Here is a 16,501-nt window from a genome sequence, read left to right as displayed (position 1 = left end):
TCTAAACGGCGTGCGCGGCGTTCATATCCTCGATGAACGCCTCCACGATGTCCGTCCTCAACTGCCGCGCGCGCGTGACCATCTCGAACGCGACGCGGTAGCGCATCTTCTCCGCGTTCAGCGGCGCAAGCAGTCCCTCCCTCACGTACGGCGCGGCAAAGTGCTCCGGCAGGTAGCCCAAGTGGTGCCCCGACAGCACGAGCATCGCGACGGCTTCCATATTGTCAGCAACCGCGTTGATGTTGCGCGGCGCGACCGCATCGGCTTCGGGTAGCGGGTAGCTGCGCCACGCCCATGCGAAATCGGCGGCGCGTTCGGGGTCGATGTCGCCGGCCTCAGTGAAGAGCGGATGGCGCCGCGCGCAATACGCGAACTGGTCCTCGGCGTAGATCTGCGTGTATTCCAGCGACGGCACGCGATGCCAGAAGTAGCCGATCGCGACCTGAATCCGCCCCGCCAGCAGCAATTCCTCCAGTTCCCCCGGCGAGCGCACCAGCACCGAAAACCGCACCGATTCATCGCGTTCACGAAATTGCGCGATCGCCTCGCTGATCCGCGCGCTCGCGCTCACCGGCGTGTGGCCGATGATCCCCATCGCGAGCGTGCCCACCAGTTTCTTGCCGACGTTGCGCGCGGTCATGTCGAAGGTATCGACGGCGGCGAGCAGCGTCCGGCACGCTTCCACGAACTGCTCGCCGCGCGAAGTCAGCGCGAAACCGCTGCGACCACGTTCGCACAGGCGATAGCCCAAACGCGTTTCGAGCGTCGCGAGCTGCGTGCTGATGGTCGACTGGCCGACGTTGAGCGTCGCCTGCGCGGACGAAATCCCGCCCGCATCGACGATTGCGAGGAAGACGCGGATCAACCGCAAGTCGAGATCGGAGAGGTGCGTGAACATCGGCGGCGTCCTTACATCGATAAATATCGATGTGAAGTTAATTTTGGCGCCATTTTAACGTCCCGCCAGAGCGCCTATAAATTAAGGATCATCCGATAGACCCTCTCACCGGAAATCATCGAACGCCATGAATACATCGTCGCTTTTTGCCCCTGCCGAGCACTTCGACTCGCATTTCACCGCGCCCGATCACCGCAGCGAACGCCCGCAGCCGCTCTCCGGCAACCAGATGCCGCGCTGCGGCGGCATCACGACGATGATGCGCCTGCCGCACGTTCAGTCAGCGGCGGGGCTGGATGCGTGCTTCGTCGGCGTGCCGTTCGACCTCGGCACGTCGAACCGCACCGGCGCGCGCTTCGGGCCGCGTCAGGTGCGCAGCGAATCGGTGCTGCTGCGCCCGTACAACATGGCGACGCGCGCCGCGCCGTTCGATTCGCTGCGCGTCGCCGATATCGGCGATGTCGCGATCAATCCGTACAACCTGCTGGATTCAATCGACCGCATCGAGCGCGCGTACGACGAGATTCTCGCGCACGGCTGCAAGCCGCTGACGCTCGGCGGCGACCACACGATCGCGCTGCCGATCCTGCGCGCCATCGCGAAAAAGCACGGCAAGGTCGGGCTGATTCACATCGACGCCCACGCCGACGTCAACGACACCATGTTCGGCGAGAAGATCGCGCACGGCACGCCGTTTCGACGCGCGGTGGAAGAGGGCCTGCTGGATTGCAAGCGCGTCGTGCAGATCGGCCTGCGCGGCACGGGCTACGAAGCGGGCGATTTCGACTGGTGCCGTGAGCAGGGTTTTCGCGTCGTGCAGACGGAGGAATGCTGGAACAAGTCGCTCGCGCCCTTGATGGCGGAAGTGCGCGAGCAGATGGGCGACGGGCCGGTGTACATCACGTTCGATATCGACGGCATCGATCCGGCGTTCGCGCCCGGAACGGGCACGCCGGAGATCGCCGGGCTGACCGTGCCGCAGGCGCTGGAGATCATCCGCGGGGCGCGCGGGCTCAATATCGTCGGCGCGGATCTGGTTGAGGTCGCGCCGCCCTACGACCCGTTCGGCACGACGGCGCTCCTCGCTGCCAATCTGGCGTTCGAACTGCTGTGCGTGTTGCCGGGCGTGGAATATCGCGCAGCCAAGTAATTCGGGCGGCCGTTAGTTCTGGCCGAAACGCGGAGGGTCGCTGCGCAGCGGCCCTCTGCATTCATGGCTCACGCATAGGCACGCCCGCGCGCCGAAATCAATCCGAGATAGACCAGCGCGCCGATCGCCAACGCCGGCAGCGTCGCGCCGAGGTTCGGCAGCCACTGATTGATCGCGTGATACGCCGCGATGCCAACCGCCCACGCGACGAACGCGCTCACGTGCCAGCCGCCCGAGAAGCCATACCGGCCGCCAACATCGCCGATGGCGGCAACATCGATACGCCGTTTGCGCACGATGAAATGATCCGCCAGCACGACGCCGAAGAGCGGCGCGAACACCGAGCCGATCAGAAGCAGAAAGTTCTGATATTTCCCCATCTCGACGACCAGTGCGACCAGCGTGCACAACGCGCCGAACGCCGCCGACAGCACCGGCACGCTTGCCCGCGCCCAGAACGTGCCCGTCGATACGGCCGCCGAGTGGATATCGGCGAAGGCGTTGTCGATTTCGTCGATGAGGATCAGTAGTAGCGCGACGCCGCCGCCCGCCTGGGCGAACGCGACGGTCAGCAAGGCATCGCCGCCGCCCGCCGCGAGCCCGTAGATCGCGCCGAGCGCATAAAACCACAGATTCGCGATGCCGTAGCCCAGGAGCGTGCCGCGAAACGTGCCGCCCGCGCTGCGGCCGAAACGCGTGTAATCGGCGATCAGCGGCAGCCACGAAAGCGGCATCGCGACGACCAGGTCGATGCCCGCGCCGAACGCCATCTCGCCCGTGCCGGGGCGGTTCATCAGCGCGGCGAGATCGTGCTTCGCGAGCAGGTTCCACGTGAGCCACCCGGCGCCGCCGAGCAGCAGCCAGATGCCCCACGTGCGCAAGAACCGCCTCACGAAGGAGAGCGGCCCGGTCACGGCGAGCAGCGTCGCGAGGACGCCGAACACGAGCGTCCAGATGAGCGGCATCGAGAGATTGAACGACTGTTTGGCGAGCGCATCGGCGGAATCGCGCATCACGATGATCTCGAACGAGCCCCAGCCGACGAGTTGCACCGCGTTCAGCACCGCCGGCACCGACGCGCCGCGCACGCCGAGCGTCGGCCGCAGCGACGACATCGCCGCGAGCCCCGTGTCCGTGCCGATCACGCCCGCGAGCGCGAGCAGCACGACGCCGACCGCCGTGCCGATCGCGATCGCCGTCAGCGCGTGCGGCAGCGAGAGTCCCGGCACGAGCAGCGCGCCCGCCTGCGCGACCAGCAAGCCGATGCCGAGCGAGAACCAGAGGGCGAAGGCATCGGTCGTGACGAAGGCGCGGCGCGCAAGCGGCACGGGCGTGAGCGGGGCGTAGGCCGATGCGGCGGATTCGTCGAAATGTCCCTTCTCTTGTCCCATGGGGTTTCGTCCCTATCTTTGTGTGTCCGGCGCGGCGCGCTTCGTGCGTGCGCATCGGCTGTCATAATGACCCGTCCTGACCGGTCAGCCGAGCCTGTCTCAGAAAAGCGAAAGATTATCGCCGCCTTTGCCCAACCTGCGTCACAAAACCCCATGTTCGAAGAAAACCGTGGCACCGTTCCGCTCGCCGAGCGCCTGCGTCCCCGCACCATCGACGATGTGATCGGCCAGAAGCACCTGCTCGGGCCGAGCAAGCCGCTGCGCGTCGCGTTCGAGTCGGGCGAGCCGCATTCGATGATCCTCTGGGGCCCGCCGGGCGTCGGCAAGACGACGCTCGCGCGTCTCATGGCCGATGCCTTCGACGCCCAGTTCATCTCGCTCTCGGCGGTGCTCTCGGGCGTGAAGGATATTCGCGAGGCCGTCGAAACCGCGCAGATCCATCGCGCGAACGGGCACCAGACGCTCGTTTTCGTCGACGAGGTGCACCGCTTCAACAAGAGCCAGCAGGATGCGTTCTTGCCGCACGTCGAGTCGGGGCTGTTCGTGTTCGTCGGCGCGACGACCGAGAATCCGTCGTTCGAGGTGAACAGCGCGCTGCTGTCGCGGGCGGCGGTGTACGTGCTGAAAAGCCTCGATGCCGACGAGCTGAAGGAATTGCTCGATCGCGCGCAGCAGGAGCTCGGCGGCCTCACGTTCAGCGACGAAGCCCGCGACGCGCTGATCGGTTCCGCCGACGGCGACGGCCGCAAGCTCCTGAATAACCTGGAAATCGTCGCGCGGGCGGCGGCGCAGAAGAAGACGACGGAGATCGACGGCGCGCTCCTCGGCAGCGCGCTCGCCGAGAACCTGCGCCGCTTCGACAAGGGCGGCGACGCGTTCTACGATCAGATCAGCGCGCTGCACAAGTCGGTGCGTGGCAGCAATCCCGACGCGACGCTTTACTGGTTCTGCCGCATGCTCGACGGCGGCGCGGACCCGCGCTACCTCGCGCGGCGTATCGTGCGCATGGCGTGGGAGGACATCGGCCTCGCCGATCCGCGCGCCGGGCGCATCGCGCTCGATGCCGCCGAGACCTACGAGCGGCTCGGCACGCCCGAGGGCGAACTGGCGCTCGCGCAGGCGCTGATTTATCTGGCTGTCGCGCCGAAATCGAATGCGGGTTACAAAGCGTATAACGAGGCGCGGCGGTTCGTCGGGAAGGACCAGTCGCGCGGGGTGCCGGTGCATCTGCGCAACGCGCCGACCAAGCTGATGAAGGAACTCGGCTACGGCCACGAGTATCGCTACGCGCACGACGAGCCCGACGCGTACGCGGCCGGTGAGACGTATCTGCCGGACGGTATGCGCGATCCGCACTGGTACGAGCCGACGCCGCGCGGACTTGAGGGCAAGATTGGGGACAAGATGGCGCGGTTGGCTGACCTCGACGCGCAATGGCGGCGGGAGAATAAGAAATAGGGGATTTTTCAACCCTCGTCAGGATTCGGCGTGCTGTGCGGTCGCCGCAGCGTCGAAGTGGCATCGAACCGTGAGAAGTCTTTTTTTTGCCAGCGCGACCGAACCCGACGCCGCCGGAACGACGTGCCGTTTCGCCAATCCGGATGACCAATTTCGCGGAAATGGCTGGCCAATTGCGTCGGCCCGCCGCGCCCGTGCGCTAAAATCGCCGGTTCCGATTACTCGAAAAGCAACCCCCGCCATGCTCGACATCCAACTCCTGCGCAAAGACCTGGACGGCGTCGCGAAGCGTCTCGCCGCCCGCGGCTACACCCTCGACGTCGCCGGGTTCGCGTCGCTCGAAGCCGAGCGCCGCGAGATCCAGACGCGCACCGAAGAACTTCAGGCGCGCCGCAACAGCCTGTCGAAGCAGATCGGCGCGATGAAGGGGCGCGGCGAGGACACGGCGGCGCTGATGGCGGAAGTCGGCGGGATCGGCGACACCATGAAGGCGTCCGCAGCCCAGCTCGATGACATCCAGAAGCGTCTCCAGGACATGATGCTCGGCGTGCCGAATTTGCCCCACGAGAGCGTGCCCGTCGGCGACGACGAGACGCAGAACGTCGAAGTGCGTCGCTGGGGTGCGCCGCGCACGTTCGATTTCGAAGTGAAGGATCACGTCGATGTCGGCGCGCCGCTCGGGCTCGATTTCGAGACAGGCGCGAAGCTCTCGGGCGCGCGCTTCACGCTCCTGCGCGGACAGATCGCGCGGCTGCATCGCGCGCTCGCGCAGTTCATGATCGACACGCATACCGAGCAGCACGGCTACACCGAGACGTACACGCCGTACATCGTGAATCCCGAGATTCTGTACGGCACGGGCCAGTTGCCCAAATTCGCCGACGACATGTTCCGCGTCGAGAAGGGCGGCGAGGAAAACACCGTCACGCAGTACCTGATTTCGACGTCCGAGATTTCGCTGACGAACACTGTGCGCGACGGCATCCTCGATGCGAACGCGCTGCCGTTGAAGCTCACGGCGCATTCGCCGTGCTTCCGCTCGGAGGCGGGATCGTACGGCCGCGACACGCGCGGGCTGATCCGCCAGCATCAGTTCGACAAGGTCGAGATGGTGCAGATCGTGTCGCCCGAGACGTCGTACGAGACGCTCGACGAGATGGTCGGCCACGCGGAAGCGATCCTGCAGAAGCTGGAGCTGCCTTATCGCGTGATCACGCTCTGCACGGGCGACATGGGCTTTTCGGCATCGAAGACGTTCGACCTCGAAGTGTGGCTGCCCGCGCAGAACACGTACCGCGAGATTTCGAGTTGCTCGAACACCGAGGCGTTTCAGGCGCGCCGGATGCAGGCGCGCTTTCGCAATGCGCAGGGCAAGCCCGAGTTCGTGCATACGCTGAATGGTTCGGGGCTGGCGGTCGGGCGCACGCTCGTCGCCGTGCTGGAGAACTTCCAGAACGCGGATGGATCGGTCACGGTGCCGGCGGTGCTGCGTCCGTACATGGGCGGCGTGGAGCGTCTCGAAACCTCGAAGGCCGCGTAAATTTTTTCGGGAAAGATGCGAAAAGGGACTTGGAAAGCCAAAACAGCTTCGTTATAATCTTGAACTTCGCTGAGCAACGACCCGCTGGCGAAGGCCGGAAACGGTTTGGTTTAAACGGAAAGGTGGCAGAGTGGTCGAATGCGCTGGACTCGAAATCCAGTGTACCTTTAGGGGTACCGTGAGTTCGAATCTCACCCTTTCCGCCAGAATTTAAAACCCCGCAGATCGAAAGATCTGCGGGGTTTTTGCTTATGCGCGGCGCAATCACCTCAAGTCGTGCATCGCGCGATATCGAAACGCAGTTCCGGCTCCGGCAATCCGCCGTACTCGCCGGGCGACTTCTGCACCTTCACGATCGACCCATAACCCGACGGCGTCAGCGTGACGAGCCACGCATTCGGCCCCACGACGAGTTCCGTGGAACCGCTATCGCGGATCGTCTGCACAGAGAGCAGCATGCGTTCGAGGCAACTGGAAATATCCGACGCGGTCCGCGCCGACGAAACGTGAATCACGGGTTTCGAGGCGCGCAATTCCGGGCCGCTCGTTGAACTGCAGGCGGCAAGCACGACGAGAGAAACAACAGCAAAACGACGTAGAGACATAGGCCTTCGGTCAAGGAAAAGAGCCCCAATAAACCGTAAACGCCGGCACAACACAAGACCGACCCGTCCAGGCTCTCAGCCCGGCGATGCTATCATCGCCGACAAATCCGCTCACCACGCCGCCGCTCCCAAGAGCGCGACCGCGTCCCGACTTCATCCGCTCCACTCAATGGCCATTACTCTCAAGACGCCCGCCGACATCGAAAAACTGCGCATCTCAGGCCGCATGGCCGCCGAGGTCCTCGCGATGATCGGCGAGCATGTTCGTCCGGGCGTGACCACCGACGAACTCGATTCGATCTGCAACCGCTTCATCGTCGATGAACTGAAAGCCATCCCGGCGAACGTCGGCTACATGGGGTTCCCGAAGACGGTCTGCACGTCGGTGAATCACGTCGTGTGCCACGGCATCCCGGGGCCGAAGGAACTGAAGGACGGCGACATCATCAACATCGACGTCGCGATCATCAAGGACGGCTATTTCGGCGACACGAGCCGCATGTATTACGCCGGGAAGCCGAGCCTGGAAGCGCAGCGCCTCTGCGACACCACTTATGAAGCGATGGTCGCGGGCATCCGCGAAGTGCGGCCGGGCGCGACACTCGGCGACGTCGGCCAGGCGATTCAGACGGTCGCGCATCGCGAGGGGTTTTCGATCGTGCGCGAGTATTGCGGCCACGGCATCGGCCGCGTGTATCACGAAGACCCGCAAGTGCTGCACTACGGTCAGCGTGGCGCGGGGCTGCGCCTGAAACCGGGCCTCGTCTTTACGATCGAGCCGATGGTGAACGCGGGGCGCGCGGCCACCCAGCAATCGCGCGACGGCTGGACCGTCACCACGAAGGACCGCTCGCTCTCGGCGCAATGGGAGCACATGGTCGCCGTCACCGAAGACGGCTTCGAGTTGCTCACGCCCTGGCCCGACGGCACCGGCGTCCATGCCGCGCCGTAACAAAGCGCTCGCGACCATCGCAAGTGTTGATTGCAAGAAAAAATTGACTCAATCGCCCGTTCGGTTGAAGCTATAAAGAGATAGCCAGCAAGAGCCAGAGAGATAATCGCCCGCATGAGTCCTTCACTGACCGTTCGCCGCATCGCCGCGCATCAGGGGGCCGTCCTCCGCGAGCTCCGCACGGCGTCCCTGCGCGAGGCGCCGTACGCCTTCGACGAAACGCTCGAGGACGCGCTGCTCGTCGCCGAATCCAGTTTCGGCGATACCGCCAACCACCACGCGAACTCCGCGACCACTGCCACGTTTCTGCTCTACACCGAAGGCCATCCGGCGGGTCTCGTCGGCGCGTTCGTCGATGAAGCGGCGCGCGGCCGTGCGTTCGTGCATGCGCTGTGGGTCGCGCCGGCCGTCCGGCATCTGCGTGGCGGCGAACTGCTCGTGAACGCGGCGACGGAGTGGCTCGCGGCGCAAGGATCGTCGGAAGTGTATGCATGGATCGCCGATGAAAACCGTACCGCGATGCGCTTCTACGAGCGACTCGGTTTCGGTCCGACGGGCGATCGCCGCGCGATGCCCTTGCACGCGGAAGTCTGGGAAACGCTGCTCGTGCGCCACGTTCACACGGAAGAGCAAGACACGCCGGGCACGGCGTGAATCGTCCTACCTGTCCTCGCTTTTCGCCGCGCCGATGTCGTTCTTCGCGCGGTGGTCCTCGCGGTCCTTCATCACGCACACGTCGCACGCAAACCGGTCTTAAAAAAGATGGCCGAGCGCGCGCACGCCTGTAAAATACGCAAAATTTTTGGCTGTTCCTATGTCGCTCAACAAAACGCCCTTTTTCGAACTGCGCAGCGGCTCCGTCGACACGCTTCTTTTCGTCGTCAAGACTACCGACCTTGACGCGCTGCGCACCGAACTCACGCGGCGCTTCGAAGCGACTCCCGAGTTTTTCGCCAACGACGTCGTCGCGATCGACGTGCGCCGTCTCGCCGAGACGTCTGCCACCGACCGCGTGCCGCTCGACGAACTCGCGCAGTTGCTCGCGAGCGTGCGCATGCGGCCGATCGGCGTCGTCGCGTCGCCCGCGCAGACGTGGGCTACGCAATGGGCGTCGTCGGGCGGATTGCCGCTGCTCGAAGCACGCGACCGGCGCGGTGCACCGAAGCCGTCTGAAGGCGCCGCGAGCGCGAACACCGAAGCCGCGGCCGTGATTGAGGCTGCGGTGGCGAAGACGCCGCCGCCAGCGTTGCCCATGCCCGCGACCATCATCGACCGGCCGTTGCGTTCCGGCCAGCAGGTGTACGCGAAGGGCGATCTGATCGTGCTCGGGCTCGTGTCCTACGGCGCGGAATTGATCGCGGAAGGCAACATTCATATCTATGCGCCGTTGCGCGGGCGCGCGCTCGCGGGCGTGCACGGCAATAACGACGCGCGAATTTTCTGCACCTGTCTCGAGCCGGAACTGATTTCGATCGCGGGAATCTACCGGACGACCGAAAACCCCTTGCCCGCCGATGTCCTGGGCAAGTCGGTGCAGATCTGGCTCGATGAAGAAAAACTGATGATCGAACCGCTGCGGCTCACCTAGTGCGTGGCGCCTGACCGAACGGCGCGCATGGGCAAACGGCAGTCGGACTTATTGACGAACACAAGGTACCTTGTATGGCAAAAATCATTGTGGTGACTTCGGGGAAGGGCGGCGTCGGCAAGACGACCACCAGCGCGAGCTTCGCAACGGCGCTCGCATTGCGCGGCCACAAGACGGCCGTGATCGACTTCGACGTCGGTCTGCGCAACCTCGACCTCATCATGGGCTGCGAACGCCGCGTGGTGTACGACCTCATCAACGTGATCCAGGGTGAAGCGAATCTGAACCAGGCGCTCATCAAGGACAAGAAATGCGAGAACCTTTTCATCCTGCCGGCGTCCCAAACCCGTGACAAGGACGCGCTGACGATGGAAGGCGTGGAAAAGGTGATCAACGATCTGATCGCGATGGACTTCGAATACATCGTGTGCGATTCGCCGGCCGGCATCGAGTCGGGCGCGCTGCTCGCGATGCACTTCGCCGACGAAGCGTTGATCGTGACGAATCCGGAAGTGTCGTCGGTGCGGGATTCGGACCGCATTCTCGGCATTCTGTCGTCGAAGACGAAGCGCGCGATCGAGGGCAAGGAGCCTATCAAGGAACATCTGCTGATCACGCGCTACAACCCGAAGCGTGTGAGCGAAGGCGAAATGCTCTCGCTCAGCGATATTCAGGAAATCCTTCGGATCGAACTCATCGGCGTGGTTCCGGAATCGGAAGCTGTGCTGCATGCGTCGAACCAGGGTCTGCCCGCCGTGCACCTCGATGGTACTGACGTCGCCGAATCGTACAAGGACATCGTGTCGCGATTCCTTGGCGAGGAAAAAGCGCTGCGTTTCACCGATTATCAGAAGCCAGGCCTGCTGCAACGCATCTTCGGCACCAAGTAAGGGGACGCAATGTCGATTCTTTCGTTTTTGCTGGGCGAGAAAAAGAAGTCCGCTTCGGTTGCGAAGGAACGCTTGCAGTTGATCATTGCGCACGAACGCGCGGGCGGCAAAGCTGCCGCCGATTATCTGCCGGCGTTGCAACGAGAACTCGTTGCCGTGATTTCCAAGTACGTGAAGATTTCCAACGATGACATCCGCGTGAGTCTCGAGCGTCAGGACGACCTCGAAGTGCTGGAAGTGAAGATCGAAATTCCGCAGGCGTAAAAACGTGAATGCCGCGCACGTGCCGGGATAGCGCGTGCCGGGAAAGGAAAAGCCGGGATCGGGTGGTCCTGGCTTTTTGTTTTTCTGCGGGAACGTTTGCGTGAGTCGAAGTGGAATCGTCCGATTTAATGCTGGGGCGCTTTGTCTTTCTCTTCGGCTTCCGGCGTTTCCGGCCGAGGCGCGGGCTTGTGCCCCTTATAGCGCCCGGACAGCGCCTCGTACAGCGGCGGCGCGAAAAAGCGCGACACGCGGCTCGCGATCAGCGCGGTCGCCATCAGCGAGATCACGAGCGCGTGGCCGTTGATCATCTCCATCACGATGACGAAGGCCGTGATCGGCGACTGCGTGACTGCCGCGAGATAGCCGACCATCGCGAGCGCGATCAGCATCGATAGCTGCATGTGGCCGAAGACCATGTGCAACACGTTGCCGAAGCCCGCACCGATCGACAGCGACGGCGCGAAAATCCCGCCCGGAATGCCCGGCAGATACGAGCCGATCATCGAGATCATCTTCAGGAGCGGATAGAACTGCGAAAGCTGCTCGCGACCCTCCAGCAGGCCGCGCGCTTCGGCGTAACCGCTGCCGAAAGTCGTCCCGCCCGACACGATGCCAACCACCGCGATCACCAGTCCGCACAGCGCGGCGAACGCGACCGGCCGCGACGCGTGGAGCGCCCTGAGCGGCGCGGGAATCCATTTCGACGTGTTGAGCAGCAGCCAGCAGAACACGCCGCCGGCGATGCCGGTCACGACCGCCGTCAGCACGACGGCAAGCGCAAGCATGTCGGGAAAGGGCTGGCCGATATCGATTGTGCCGAAGTACGTGTAGTTGCCGTTCAGCCCGAGCGCGACGATCCCCGCGAGGATGATCCCCGTAATCAGCACGCCGCTCGTGCGCACTTCGAAGCTGCGCGTAAGTTCCTCGATCGCGAACACGATGCCGGCGAGCGGCGTATTGAAAGCCGCCGACAACCCCGCCGCCGCGCCCGCGAGCACGAGTTGCCGTTCGATGAGTGCGTTCGAACGCGGATAGAGGCGGCGCAGGTTGAACATGAGTGCGGCGCCGATCTGCACGGTCGGGCCTTCGCGTCCGATCGTGAAGCCGCCGAGGATCGCGAGGAACGACACGGCGATCTTGCCCGCGAGAATGCGCAGCGTAAGGAGACGCGCGCCGGAGGCGGACGTCGGGCCGTCGAGCACCGCGATCACCTGCGGGATGCCGCTGCCCTCGGCGCCGCGAAAGAACGTCCGCGTGAGCCAGACGGACACCGCGGCGACGGCCGGCGTGACTAGGAGTGGCAGCCACGCGTGCTCATGTTGCGCGGTCTGGAAGACGCCGTAGCCCCAGTCGATGAGCCGCGCGTAAAACACAGCGACGAGGCCGACCACGATCGCGCCCAGCCAGAAGATGCCGTAACGGCGCCAGAGGCTTCGTGCGCGGCGCGCGGTGATGATCGGGAGAGAGCGCAGGACGCGAAGCATGCGGATTTCCGGCAAAGCGTCGATTATATCGAGGCCGATCCGCATAATCGGTCTATCAAAGAACAGGCGCAACGCTTTCTTTGGAACGCTTCCACCGGGGATAGATGGAGCGGTATTAAATTCCTGAAAAAATTAATGTGACGCGCGTTTCCGGAATTTTCTGCGCGTGTGAAAGCAAATCGAATCAGAGCGTCGGCTGGATTAATTTACTCTGTCAGAATTTCGAAAGCGATAACCGCCGCGAATGCGCCGATATTGGCGACCAGCGCCTTGAAAAGAACGCCCCGCCAACTCTGCGGTCGAAGGCGTACGGTAAGCGGCAGCGCCGTGAGAAGGCCGATGGCAATGACCGCTACCAGATGCGAGCTTTGAAAATGAATCGGCATGGGGATTCTACTGCATTAACCTTCTGATTAACTTCAGTATATGCAGCGCCCCGCCAGACCCGAACCGGACAAAAAAGCCATTTTCACGCCATACTGAGGGTGGACGAATTCTGGTGGATCAAATAAATCTTGAATTGGGGAATCTTTTCCCGTAGCTTCGTACAAACCCGAATACGCTCGACGCTCCTTTTGAGCGTTTGAGTTTCGGACGCGGAGCTTTCACCGATGACGACATTGACCGGGCGCTCACTCGAAGTCGATTTCTTTCGAGGTATTGTCCTGCTCATTATTGCCGTCGATCACATATCGGGAAGCGTCCTTTCAAACTTCACCCTGCATAAATACGCGTTCTGCGATTCTGCGGAAGTCTTCGTGTTTCTCGGTGGTTATGCATCGGCGGCGGCTTTTACCGCGGTCGAAGCGCGGCGTGGTCAGTCGGCGGCGCGCTGGCGCTTTTTCAAGCGCAGTCTGGAAATCTACCGCGCGTACCTCTTTACCGCCGCGCTGATGCTCCTCGCGGGCGCGACGCTGATGCTGCTGCGCCTGGATACGCCGCTCGTCAATTTCACCGAATGGCCCGCCTTCCTCGACGGCCCGCTGCCGCTCATCGCCGGCATTGCGACCTTGCGCCACCAGCCGTATCTGTCGGCGGTGCTGCCGATGTACGCTTTTTTCGCGCTCTCCGTGCCGCTCGTCGTACCGCTTGCCGCGAAAAGGCCGGTGCTCGTGCTGTTCTGCAGCCTTTTCATCTGGCTCTTCGCATCGCAACTCGGGCCGCTTTTGCCCTCCGCTTACGACGAAGGCTGGTCGTTTAATCCGTTCGCCTGGCAGTTGATGTTCATGAGCGGCGTCCTTGCGCGCACCCAGCCGATCAGCGCCGAGTTCCACGCGAGCGCCACCGCGCGCTGGCTGACGCGCATCGCGGTCGGCGTCGTGCTGGGGTTCGCGTTCGCGAAGCTTTTCATCGAGATCGCGCCGCCGCCGGGATACATGAAGCAGAACCTGGCGACGCTGCGCATCGTGAGTTTCGGCGCCGTGGCCTGGGTGTTCGCGCGGGCCGTACATGCCGGCTGGATCGGCGCGCTCGCGCGCAGCTTGCCGGGCGTCGTGACGATCGGCACACAAGGGCTCGTGTGCTTCATCGCGGGCACGGCGGTATCGATCGTGCTCGATACCACGTTGCGCGTGCTTCCGTCGGGTCACTTCGCGTGGCTCGCGGGACTCGCCGCCGACGCGCTTGCGATCGGCTTCCTGCTCCTGCTCGCGCGCTTCTGGCGTGATTGGAAAAACGTGCGGCGCGTGCCGGCCGTCAAGGGGCAGCCGGTGCCCGCGCACGCAACGAACCGCCGCGAGCGATAAAACGCGTCAGCTCAACCTGATATCGCGCGTCTCGCGCATGCACAGCACGCCGACGAGACTCACCGCCGCCGCCACCGACACATAGCCGCCCACCCACGCGAGTCCGCCGCGATTCGCGAGCAGTTGCGCGATGTACGGCGCCACCGACGCCCCCAGAATCCCGCCCAGGTTGTACGCGACGCCCGCGCCGGTGTAGCGCACGCTCGTCGGGAAGAGTTCGGGCAGGAGCGCGCCCATCGGGGCGAACGTCACGCCCATCAGGAACAGTTCGAGCGTCAGGAAGAGCGCGACGGCATAGGTGTTGCCGCTGCCGAGAAGCGGCGCCATCGTAAAGCCGGACAGGATCGCCGCGATGCAGCCGACGATCAGCACGGGCCGGCGCCCGAAGCGGTCGCTGGCGCGCGCGGAGATCGGTGTCGCGATCGCCATGAAGATCACCGCGAAACACAAGAGACCAAGGAATTTCTCGCGCGAGAAATGCAGCGTCGACACGCCGTAAGACAGCGAAAATACCGTCGAAATGTAAAAGAGCGTATAGCAGACGACCATCGCCAGCGCGCCGAGGAGGGTCGGCGCGAGGTATTGGCCGAGGAGCGTCGCGATGGGCACGCGCACGCGCTCGTGCCGCTCGATGGCCGCGCGAAACGCCGGCGTCTCCGCGATTTTCAGGCGCACGTAGAGCCCGAGCGCGACGAGCACCGCGCTTACGAGAAACGGTACGCGCCAGCCCCAGCTGCGGAACTGTTCGTCGGAGAGCGAGAGCGCGAGGCCGAAGAACAGGCCGTTCGACGCCAGGAAACCGATCGACGGCCCGAGTTGCGGGAACATGCCGAACCAGCCGCGCTTGCCGGGCGGCGCGTATTCCGTCGCGAGGAGTGCCGCGCCGCCCCATTCGCCGCCGAGACCGATGCCTTGCCCGAAGCGCAGTATGCAGAGCAGCACGGGCGCCAGGCTGCCGATCGAATCGTAGCCGGGGACGAAGCCGATCAGCGTCGTCGAGACGCCCATCACGAGCAGCGACGCGACGAGCGTCGATTTGCGGCCGATGCGATCGCCGAAGTGCCCGAAGATGAACGAGCCGATCGGCCGCGCGATGAACGCGATGCCGAACGTGACGAACGCCGAGAGCGCCTGCGCTGCCGGCGAGCCGTGCGGGAAGAACACCGGCCCGATGACGAGCGCCGCCGCGGTGGCGTACACGTAGAAATCGTAGAACTCGATGGCGGTGCCGATGAAGCTCGCGAAAATCACGCGCGAGGCGCTGTTTTTTCCGTCGTTGGGCGCGTCGGCGGAAAGCGATGCTGAGGACATGGAGTCTCCGTTGTCTTTGTTGCTGGTATGGGCGTCTCTCAGAGGATCGGCGGGCGCCTCGGCGTGTTGTGATGCGCGGCGCTGCGTGCGGAACGCTTCCTCGCGCGGGTCGACGGGCAAGCGTTGCGCCGTGCCGGGCAGGACCGGCTGGGGTGGCGAAAATTATAACGACCGTGCGTCGCGCGGAGCAACCTGCCAGACGGCTAATCGATGGTCGTCGCTTGCGGCGAGTGCGATGTCTGCAACTGGAACTGGCCGTTGTCGTTGAACATCCAGCCTTCGAAGAGTTCGAGCCGGCCGCTGCCGTTCAAAAGCCGGGCGGGCGGCTCCGGCAACGGCGACGCGCGGCGCAGCGAGGCAAGCGCGGTGGCTTCGGCTTCGTCGTCGCCGTTGGTGCGGTACACGGACGATTCGACCACGCGCCCGCCGCGATCGACGGTGAACGACACCACCACGAACGAGCGGAGCATCGCCTGCGGCGTGCCCTTCAGGACGAGGGACGGATTGCGCTCGAAGATGCGCTGCGCGACTCGCGTCTTGTACTGATCGAGCGTCGCGCTGCTCACGGCCGCGGGCGGGCGGCTCTCGACGGACTTCGGCGGCGGCGTGATCGTGCAGGCTGATAGGGCGATTGCGATCAGCGCGACGCACAGGCGCTTCGCGTGCTTTTGCAAGGATGCGGTCATGGCGGCCCCCGATGTGCTGCTGGCTGTTATGACTTCATGGTAGTCAAAAGCGTCGCGGGGCACCATGCGTGCGAGCGGGACCGCGCATTGCTGGCGCTTTCGTCATCCCAACACAGGAGGAGACAGCGATGAGCGATACGAACCAGGCGAGCGATGCGCAACCGGCCGAGCATAGCGACAACGAAAAGAGCAAGCTTCCTGAACGCGACGACGATGCGCGCAAGCAAGGGCCGAATGACAATCCGGGGAAGAAGGATGGCGAAGGGGAGCCGGATGTAGGTTGATGCGATTGGTGCTAAGTTGACGATGGGGAATGTGCCCCGTCATCGGGAGACTGCGATGTCTACTGCTTCTACCAACGCCGAGCCGGTGAAGCCAACGCCTGCTGACAGGCCGCCGCCGTCGGCTTCGCCGCAAGGCGCTCCGTCGAAACCGGATGCCGACAAGGCCGAGCCCGCGCCGCATGAACGGCCGCCGGTGCGATCTGACGATAACTGATGTTTTGCTTTGGGCTTGACGACATCCCGTGCGGCGGTCAA

18 protein-coding genes and 1 tRNA gene are annotated in these 16,501 nt (G+C 64.0%); 12 read left to right on the top strand and 7 right to left on the bottom strand.

The window, feature by feature from the left end:
- Position 1 precedes the first annotated feature (1 nt).
- Positions 2–898 carry a LysR family transcriptional regulator gene (locus AWB65_RS00455; RefSeq protein ID WP_087665274.1) on the bottom strand — a complete coding sequence of 299 codons (897 nt, stop codon included), beginning with the start codon at positions 896–898 and terminating at the stop codon, positions 2–4.
- Positions 899–1,025: 127 nt separating this feature from the next.
- Between AWB65_RS00455 and speB the strand changes: the two genes are divergently transcribed.
- Positions 1,026–2,048 (top strand): agmatinase, encoded by a 1,023-nt coding sequence (gene speB, locus AWB65_RS00450; protein WP_087655190.1) that lies wholly within the window; start codon positions 1,026–1,028, stop codon positions 2,046–2,048.
- A 68-nt stretch (positions 2,049–2,116) separates the two neighbouring features.
- Here the strand turns inward: speB and cytX are convergent, their stop codons facing one another.
- Positions 2,117–3,439: a putative hydroxymethylpyrimidine transporter CytX gene (gene cytX, locus AWB65_RS00445; protein WP_087665273.1), complete on the bottom strand. Its 1,323-nt coding sequence runs from the start codon at positions 3,437–3,439 to the stop codon at positions 2,117–2,119.
- 153 nt (positions 3,440–3,592) lie between these two features.
- On the opposite strand from cytX, the gene AWB65_RS00440 reads away from it, so the two are divergent.
- The 3 genes from AWB65_RS00440 to AWB65_RS00430 all read left to right on the top strand — a co-directional run bounded on the left by AWB65_RS00440 (position 3,593) and on the right by AWB65_RS00430 (position 6,643).
- A complete protein-coding gene (locus tag AWB65_RS00440; protein WP_087665272.1) occupies positions 3,593–4,897 on the top strand; it encodes a replication-associated recombination protein A in 1,305 nt (434 codons plus the stop codon).
- 241 nt (positions 4,898–5,138) lie between these two features.
- Positions 5,139–6,437 (top strand): serine--tRNA ligase, encoded by a 1,299-nt coding sequence (gene serS, locus AWB65_RS00435; protein WP_087665271.1) that lies wholly within the window; start codon positions 5,139–5,141, stop codon positions 6,435–6,437.
- A 116-nt stretch (positions 6,438–6,553) separates the two neighbouring features.
- Positions 6,554–6,643: transfer RNA gene (locus AWB65_RS00430), tRNA-Ser, on the top strand.
- A 63-nt stretch (positions 6,644–6,706) separates the two neighbouring features.
- Here AWB65_RS00430 and AWB65_RS00425 read toward each other — a convergent pair.
- Complete coding sequence (locus tag AWB65_RS00425; protein WP_087665270.1) at positions 6,707–7,042, bottom strand: hypothetical protein; 336 nt, start codon at positions 7,040–7,042, stop codon at positions 6,707–6,709.
- A 169-nt stretch (positions 7,043–7,211) separates the two neighbouring features.
- Between AWB65_RS00425 and map the strand changes: the two genes are divergently transcribed.
- From map to minE, 5 genes are all read left to right on the top strand, one after another.
- Complete coding sequence (gene map / locus AWB65_RS00420; RefSeq protein WP_087665269.1) at positions 7,212–7,994, top strand: type I methionyl aminopeptidase; 783 nt, start codon at positions 7,212–7,214, stop codon at positions 7,992–7,994.
- Positions 7,995–8,108: 114 nt separating this feature from the next.
- Positions 8,109–8,648, top strand: coding sequence for a GNAT family N-acetyltransferase (locus AWB65_RS00415; protein WP_087655184.1), 540 nt, complete (start codon positions 8,109–8,111; stop codon positions 8,646–8,648).
- 160 nt (positions 8,649–8,808) lie between these two features.
- Positions 8,809–9,582, top strand: a complete 774-nt coding sequence (minC, locus tag AWB65_RS00410) for a septum site-determining protein MinC (protein ID WP_087665268.1) — start codon at positions 8,809–8,811, stop codon at positions 9,580–9,582.
- A gap of 74 nt (positions 9,583–9,656) precedes the next feature.
- A complete protein-coding gene (minD, locus tag AWB65_RS00405; protein WP_087655182.1) occupies positions 9,657–10,472 on the top strand; it encodes a septum site-determining protein MinD in 816 nt (271 codons plus the stop codon).
- 9 nt (positions 10,473–10,481) lie between these two features.
- The gene (gene minE / locus AWB65_RS00400) at positions 10,482–10,736 is read left to right on the top strand and encodes a cell division topological specificity factor MinE (protein WP_035926261.1); all 255 of its coding nucleotides are present in this window, start codon (positions 10,482–10,484) and stop codon (positions 10,734–10,736) included.
- A gap of 125 nt (positions 10,737–10,861) precedes the next feature.
- Here the strand turns inward: minE and AWB65_RS00395 are convergent, their stop codons facing one another.
- Together AWB65_RS00395 and AWB65_RS00390 are read right to left on the bottom strand one after the other, a co-directional pair.
- Positions 10,862–12,220: a chloride channel protein gene (locus AWB65_RS00395; RefSeq protein WP_087665670.1), complete on the bottom strand. Its 1,359-nt coding sequence runs from the start codon at positions 12,218–12,220 to the stop codon at positions 10,862–10,864.
- A 206-nt stretch (positions 12,221–12,426) separates the two neighbouring features.
- Positions 12,427–12,606 (bottom strand): hypothetical protein, encoded by a 180-nt coding sequence (locus AWB65_RS00390; protein ID WP_087665267.1) that lies wholly within the window; start codon positions 12,604–12,606, stop codon positions 12,427–12,429.
- A gap of 225 nt (positions 12,607–12,831) precedes the next feature.
- Between AWB65_RS00390 and AWB65_RS00385 the strand changes: the two genes are divergently transcribed.
- Positions 12,832–13,965, top strand: a complete 1,134-nt coding sequence (locus AWB65_RS00385) for an OpgC domain-containing protein (protein ID WP_087665266.1) — start codon at positions 12,832–12,834, stop codon at positions 13,963–13,965.
- A 6-nt stretch (positions 13,966–13,971) separates the two neighbouring features.
- Here AWB65_RS00385 and AWB65_RS00380 read toward each other — a convergent pair whose 3' ends face one another.
- Positions 13,972–15,276, bottom strand: a complete 1,305-nt coding sequence (locus tag AWB65_RS00380) for an MFS transporter (protein WP_087665265.1) — start codon at positions 15,274–15,276, stop codon at positions 13,972–13,974.
- Positions 15,277–15,479: 203 nt separating this feature from the next.
- A complete protein-coding gene (locus AWB65_RS00375) occupies positions 15,480–15,962 on the bottom strand; it encodes a TonB family protein (protein WP_087665264.1) in 483 nt (160 codons plus the stop codon).
- 128 nt (positions 15,963–16,090) lie between these two features.
- Here AWB65_RS00375 and AWB65_RS36595 point away from each other — a divergent pair, with 128 nt between their 5' ends.
- Together AWB65_RS36595 and AWB65_RS36225 are read left to right on the top strand one after the other, a co-directional pair.
- Positions 16,091–16,246, top strand: coding sequence for a hypothetical protein (locus AWB65_RS36595; protein ID WP_181505493.1), 156 nt, complete (start codon positions 16,091–16,093; stop codon positions 16,244–16,246).
- 55 nt (positions 16,247–16,301) lie between these two features.
- Positions 16,302–16,460 carry a hypothetical protein gene (locus tag AWB65_RS36225; RefSeq protein WP_159907478.1) on the top strand — a complete coding sequence of 53 codons (159 nt, stop codon included), beginning with the start codon at positions 16,302–16,304 and terminating at the stop codon, positions 16,458–16,460.
- Positions 16,461–16,501 lie beyond the last annotated feature (41 nt).

It is taken from the genome of Caballeronia humi (assembly GCF_001544475.1).
Taxonomy (GTDB): Bacteria; Pseudomonadota; Gammaproteobacteria; order Burkholderiales; family Burkholderiaceae; genus Caballeronia; species Caballeronia humi.
The sequence above is the reverse complement of the archived record's forward strand: the minus strand, read 5'-3'. Positions and strand labels throughout refer to the sequence as shown.

Coding starts and splice junctions, on each gene's coding strand:
- AWB65_RS36225 (WP_159907478.1), top strand. CDS start 16,302: ATGTCTACTGCTTCTACCAACGCCGAGCCGGTGAAGCCAACGCCTGCT.
- AWB65_RS00375 (WP_087665264.1), bottom strand. CDS start 15,962: ATGACCGCATCCTTGCAAAAGCACGCGAAGCGCCTGTGCGTCGCGCTG.
- AWB65_RS00385 (WP_087665266.1), top strand. CDS start 12,832: ATGACGACATTGACCGGGCGCTCACTCGAAGTCGATTTCTTTCGAGGT.
- cytX (WP_087665273.1), bottom strand. CDS start 3,439: ATGGGACAAGAGAAGGGACATTTCGACGAATCCGCCGCATCGGCCTAC.
- AWB65_RS00440 (WP_087665272.1), top strand. CDS start 3,593: ATGTTCGAAGAAAACCGTGGCACCGTTCCGCTCGCCGAGCGCCTGCGT.
- AWB65_RS00425 (WP_087665270.1), bottom strand. CDS start 7,042: ATGTCTCTACGTCGTTTTGCTGTTGTTTCTCTCGTCGTGCTTGCCGCC.
- AWB65_RS00415 (WP_087655184.1), top strand. CDS start 8,109: ATGAGTCCTTCACTGACCGTTCGCCGCATCGCCGCGCATCAGGGGGCC.
- AWB65_RS36595 (WP_181505493.1), top strand. CDS start 16,091: ATGAGCGATACGAACCAGGCGAGCGATGCGCAACCGGCCGAGCATAGC.
- AWB65_RS00455 (WP_087665274.1), bottom strand. CDS start 898: ATGTTCACGCACCTCTCCGATCTCGACTTGCGGTTGATCCGCGTCTTC.
- map (WP_087665269.1), top strand. CDS start 7,212: ATGGCCATTACTCTCAAGACGCCCGCCGACATCGAAAAACTGCGCATC.
- speB (WP_087655190.1), top strand. CDS start 1,026: ATGAATACATCGTCGCTTTTTGCCCCTGCCGAGCACTTCGACTCGCAT.
- AWB65_RS00380 (WP_087665265.1), bottom strand. CDS start 15,276: ATGTCCTCAGCATCGCTTTCCGCCGACGCGCCCAACGACGGAAAAAAC.
- minD (WP_087655182.1), top strand. CDS start 9,657: ATGGCAAAAATCATTGTGGTGACTTCGGGGAAGGGCGGCGTCGGCAAG.
- AWB65_RS00395 (WP_087665670.1), bottom strand. CDS start 12,220: ATGCTTCGCGTCCTGCGCTCTCTCCCGATCATCACCGCGCGCCGCGCA.
- minC (WP_087665268.1), top strand. CDS start 8,809: ATGTCGCTCAACAAAACGCCCTTTTTCGAACTGCGCAGCGGCTCCGTC.
- serS (WP_087665271.1), top strand. CDS start 5,139: ATGCTCGACATCCAACTCCTGCGCAAAGACCTGGACGGCGTCGCGAAG.
- AWB65_RS00390 (WP_087665267.1), bottom strand. CDS start 12,606: ATGCCGATTCATTTTCAAAGCTCGCATCTGGTAGCGGTCATTGCCATC.
- minE (WP_035926261.1), top strand. CDS start 10,482: ATGTCGATTCTTTCGTTTTTGCTGGGCGAGAAAAAGAAGTCCGCTTCG.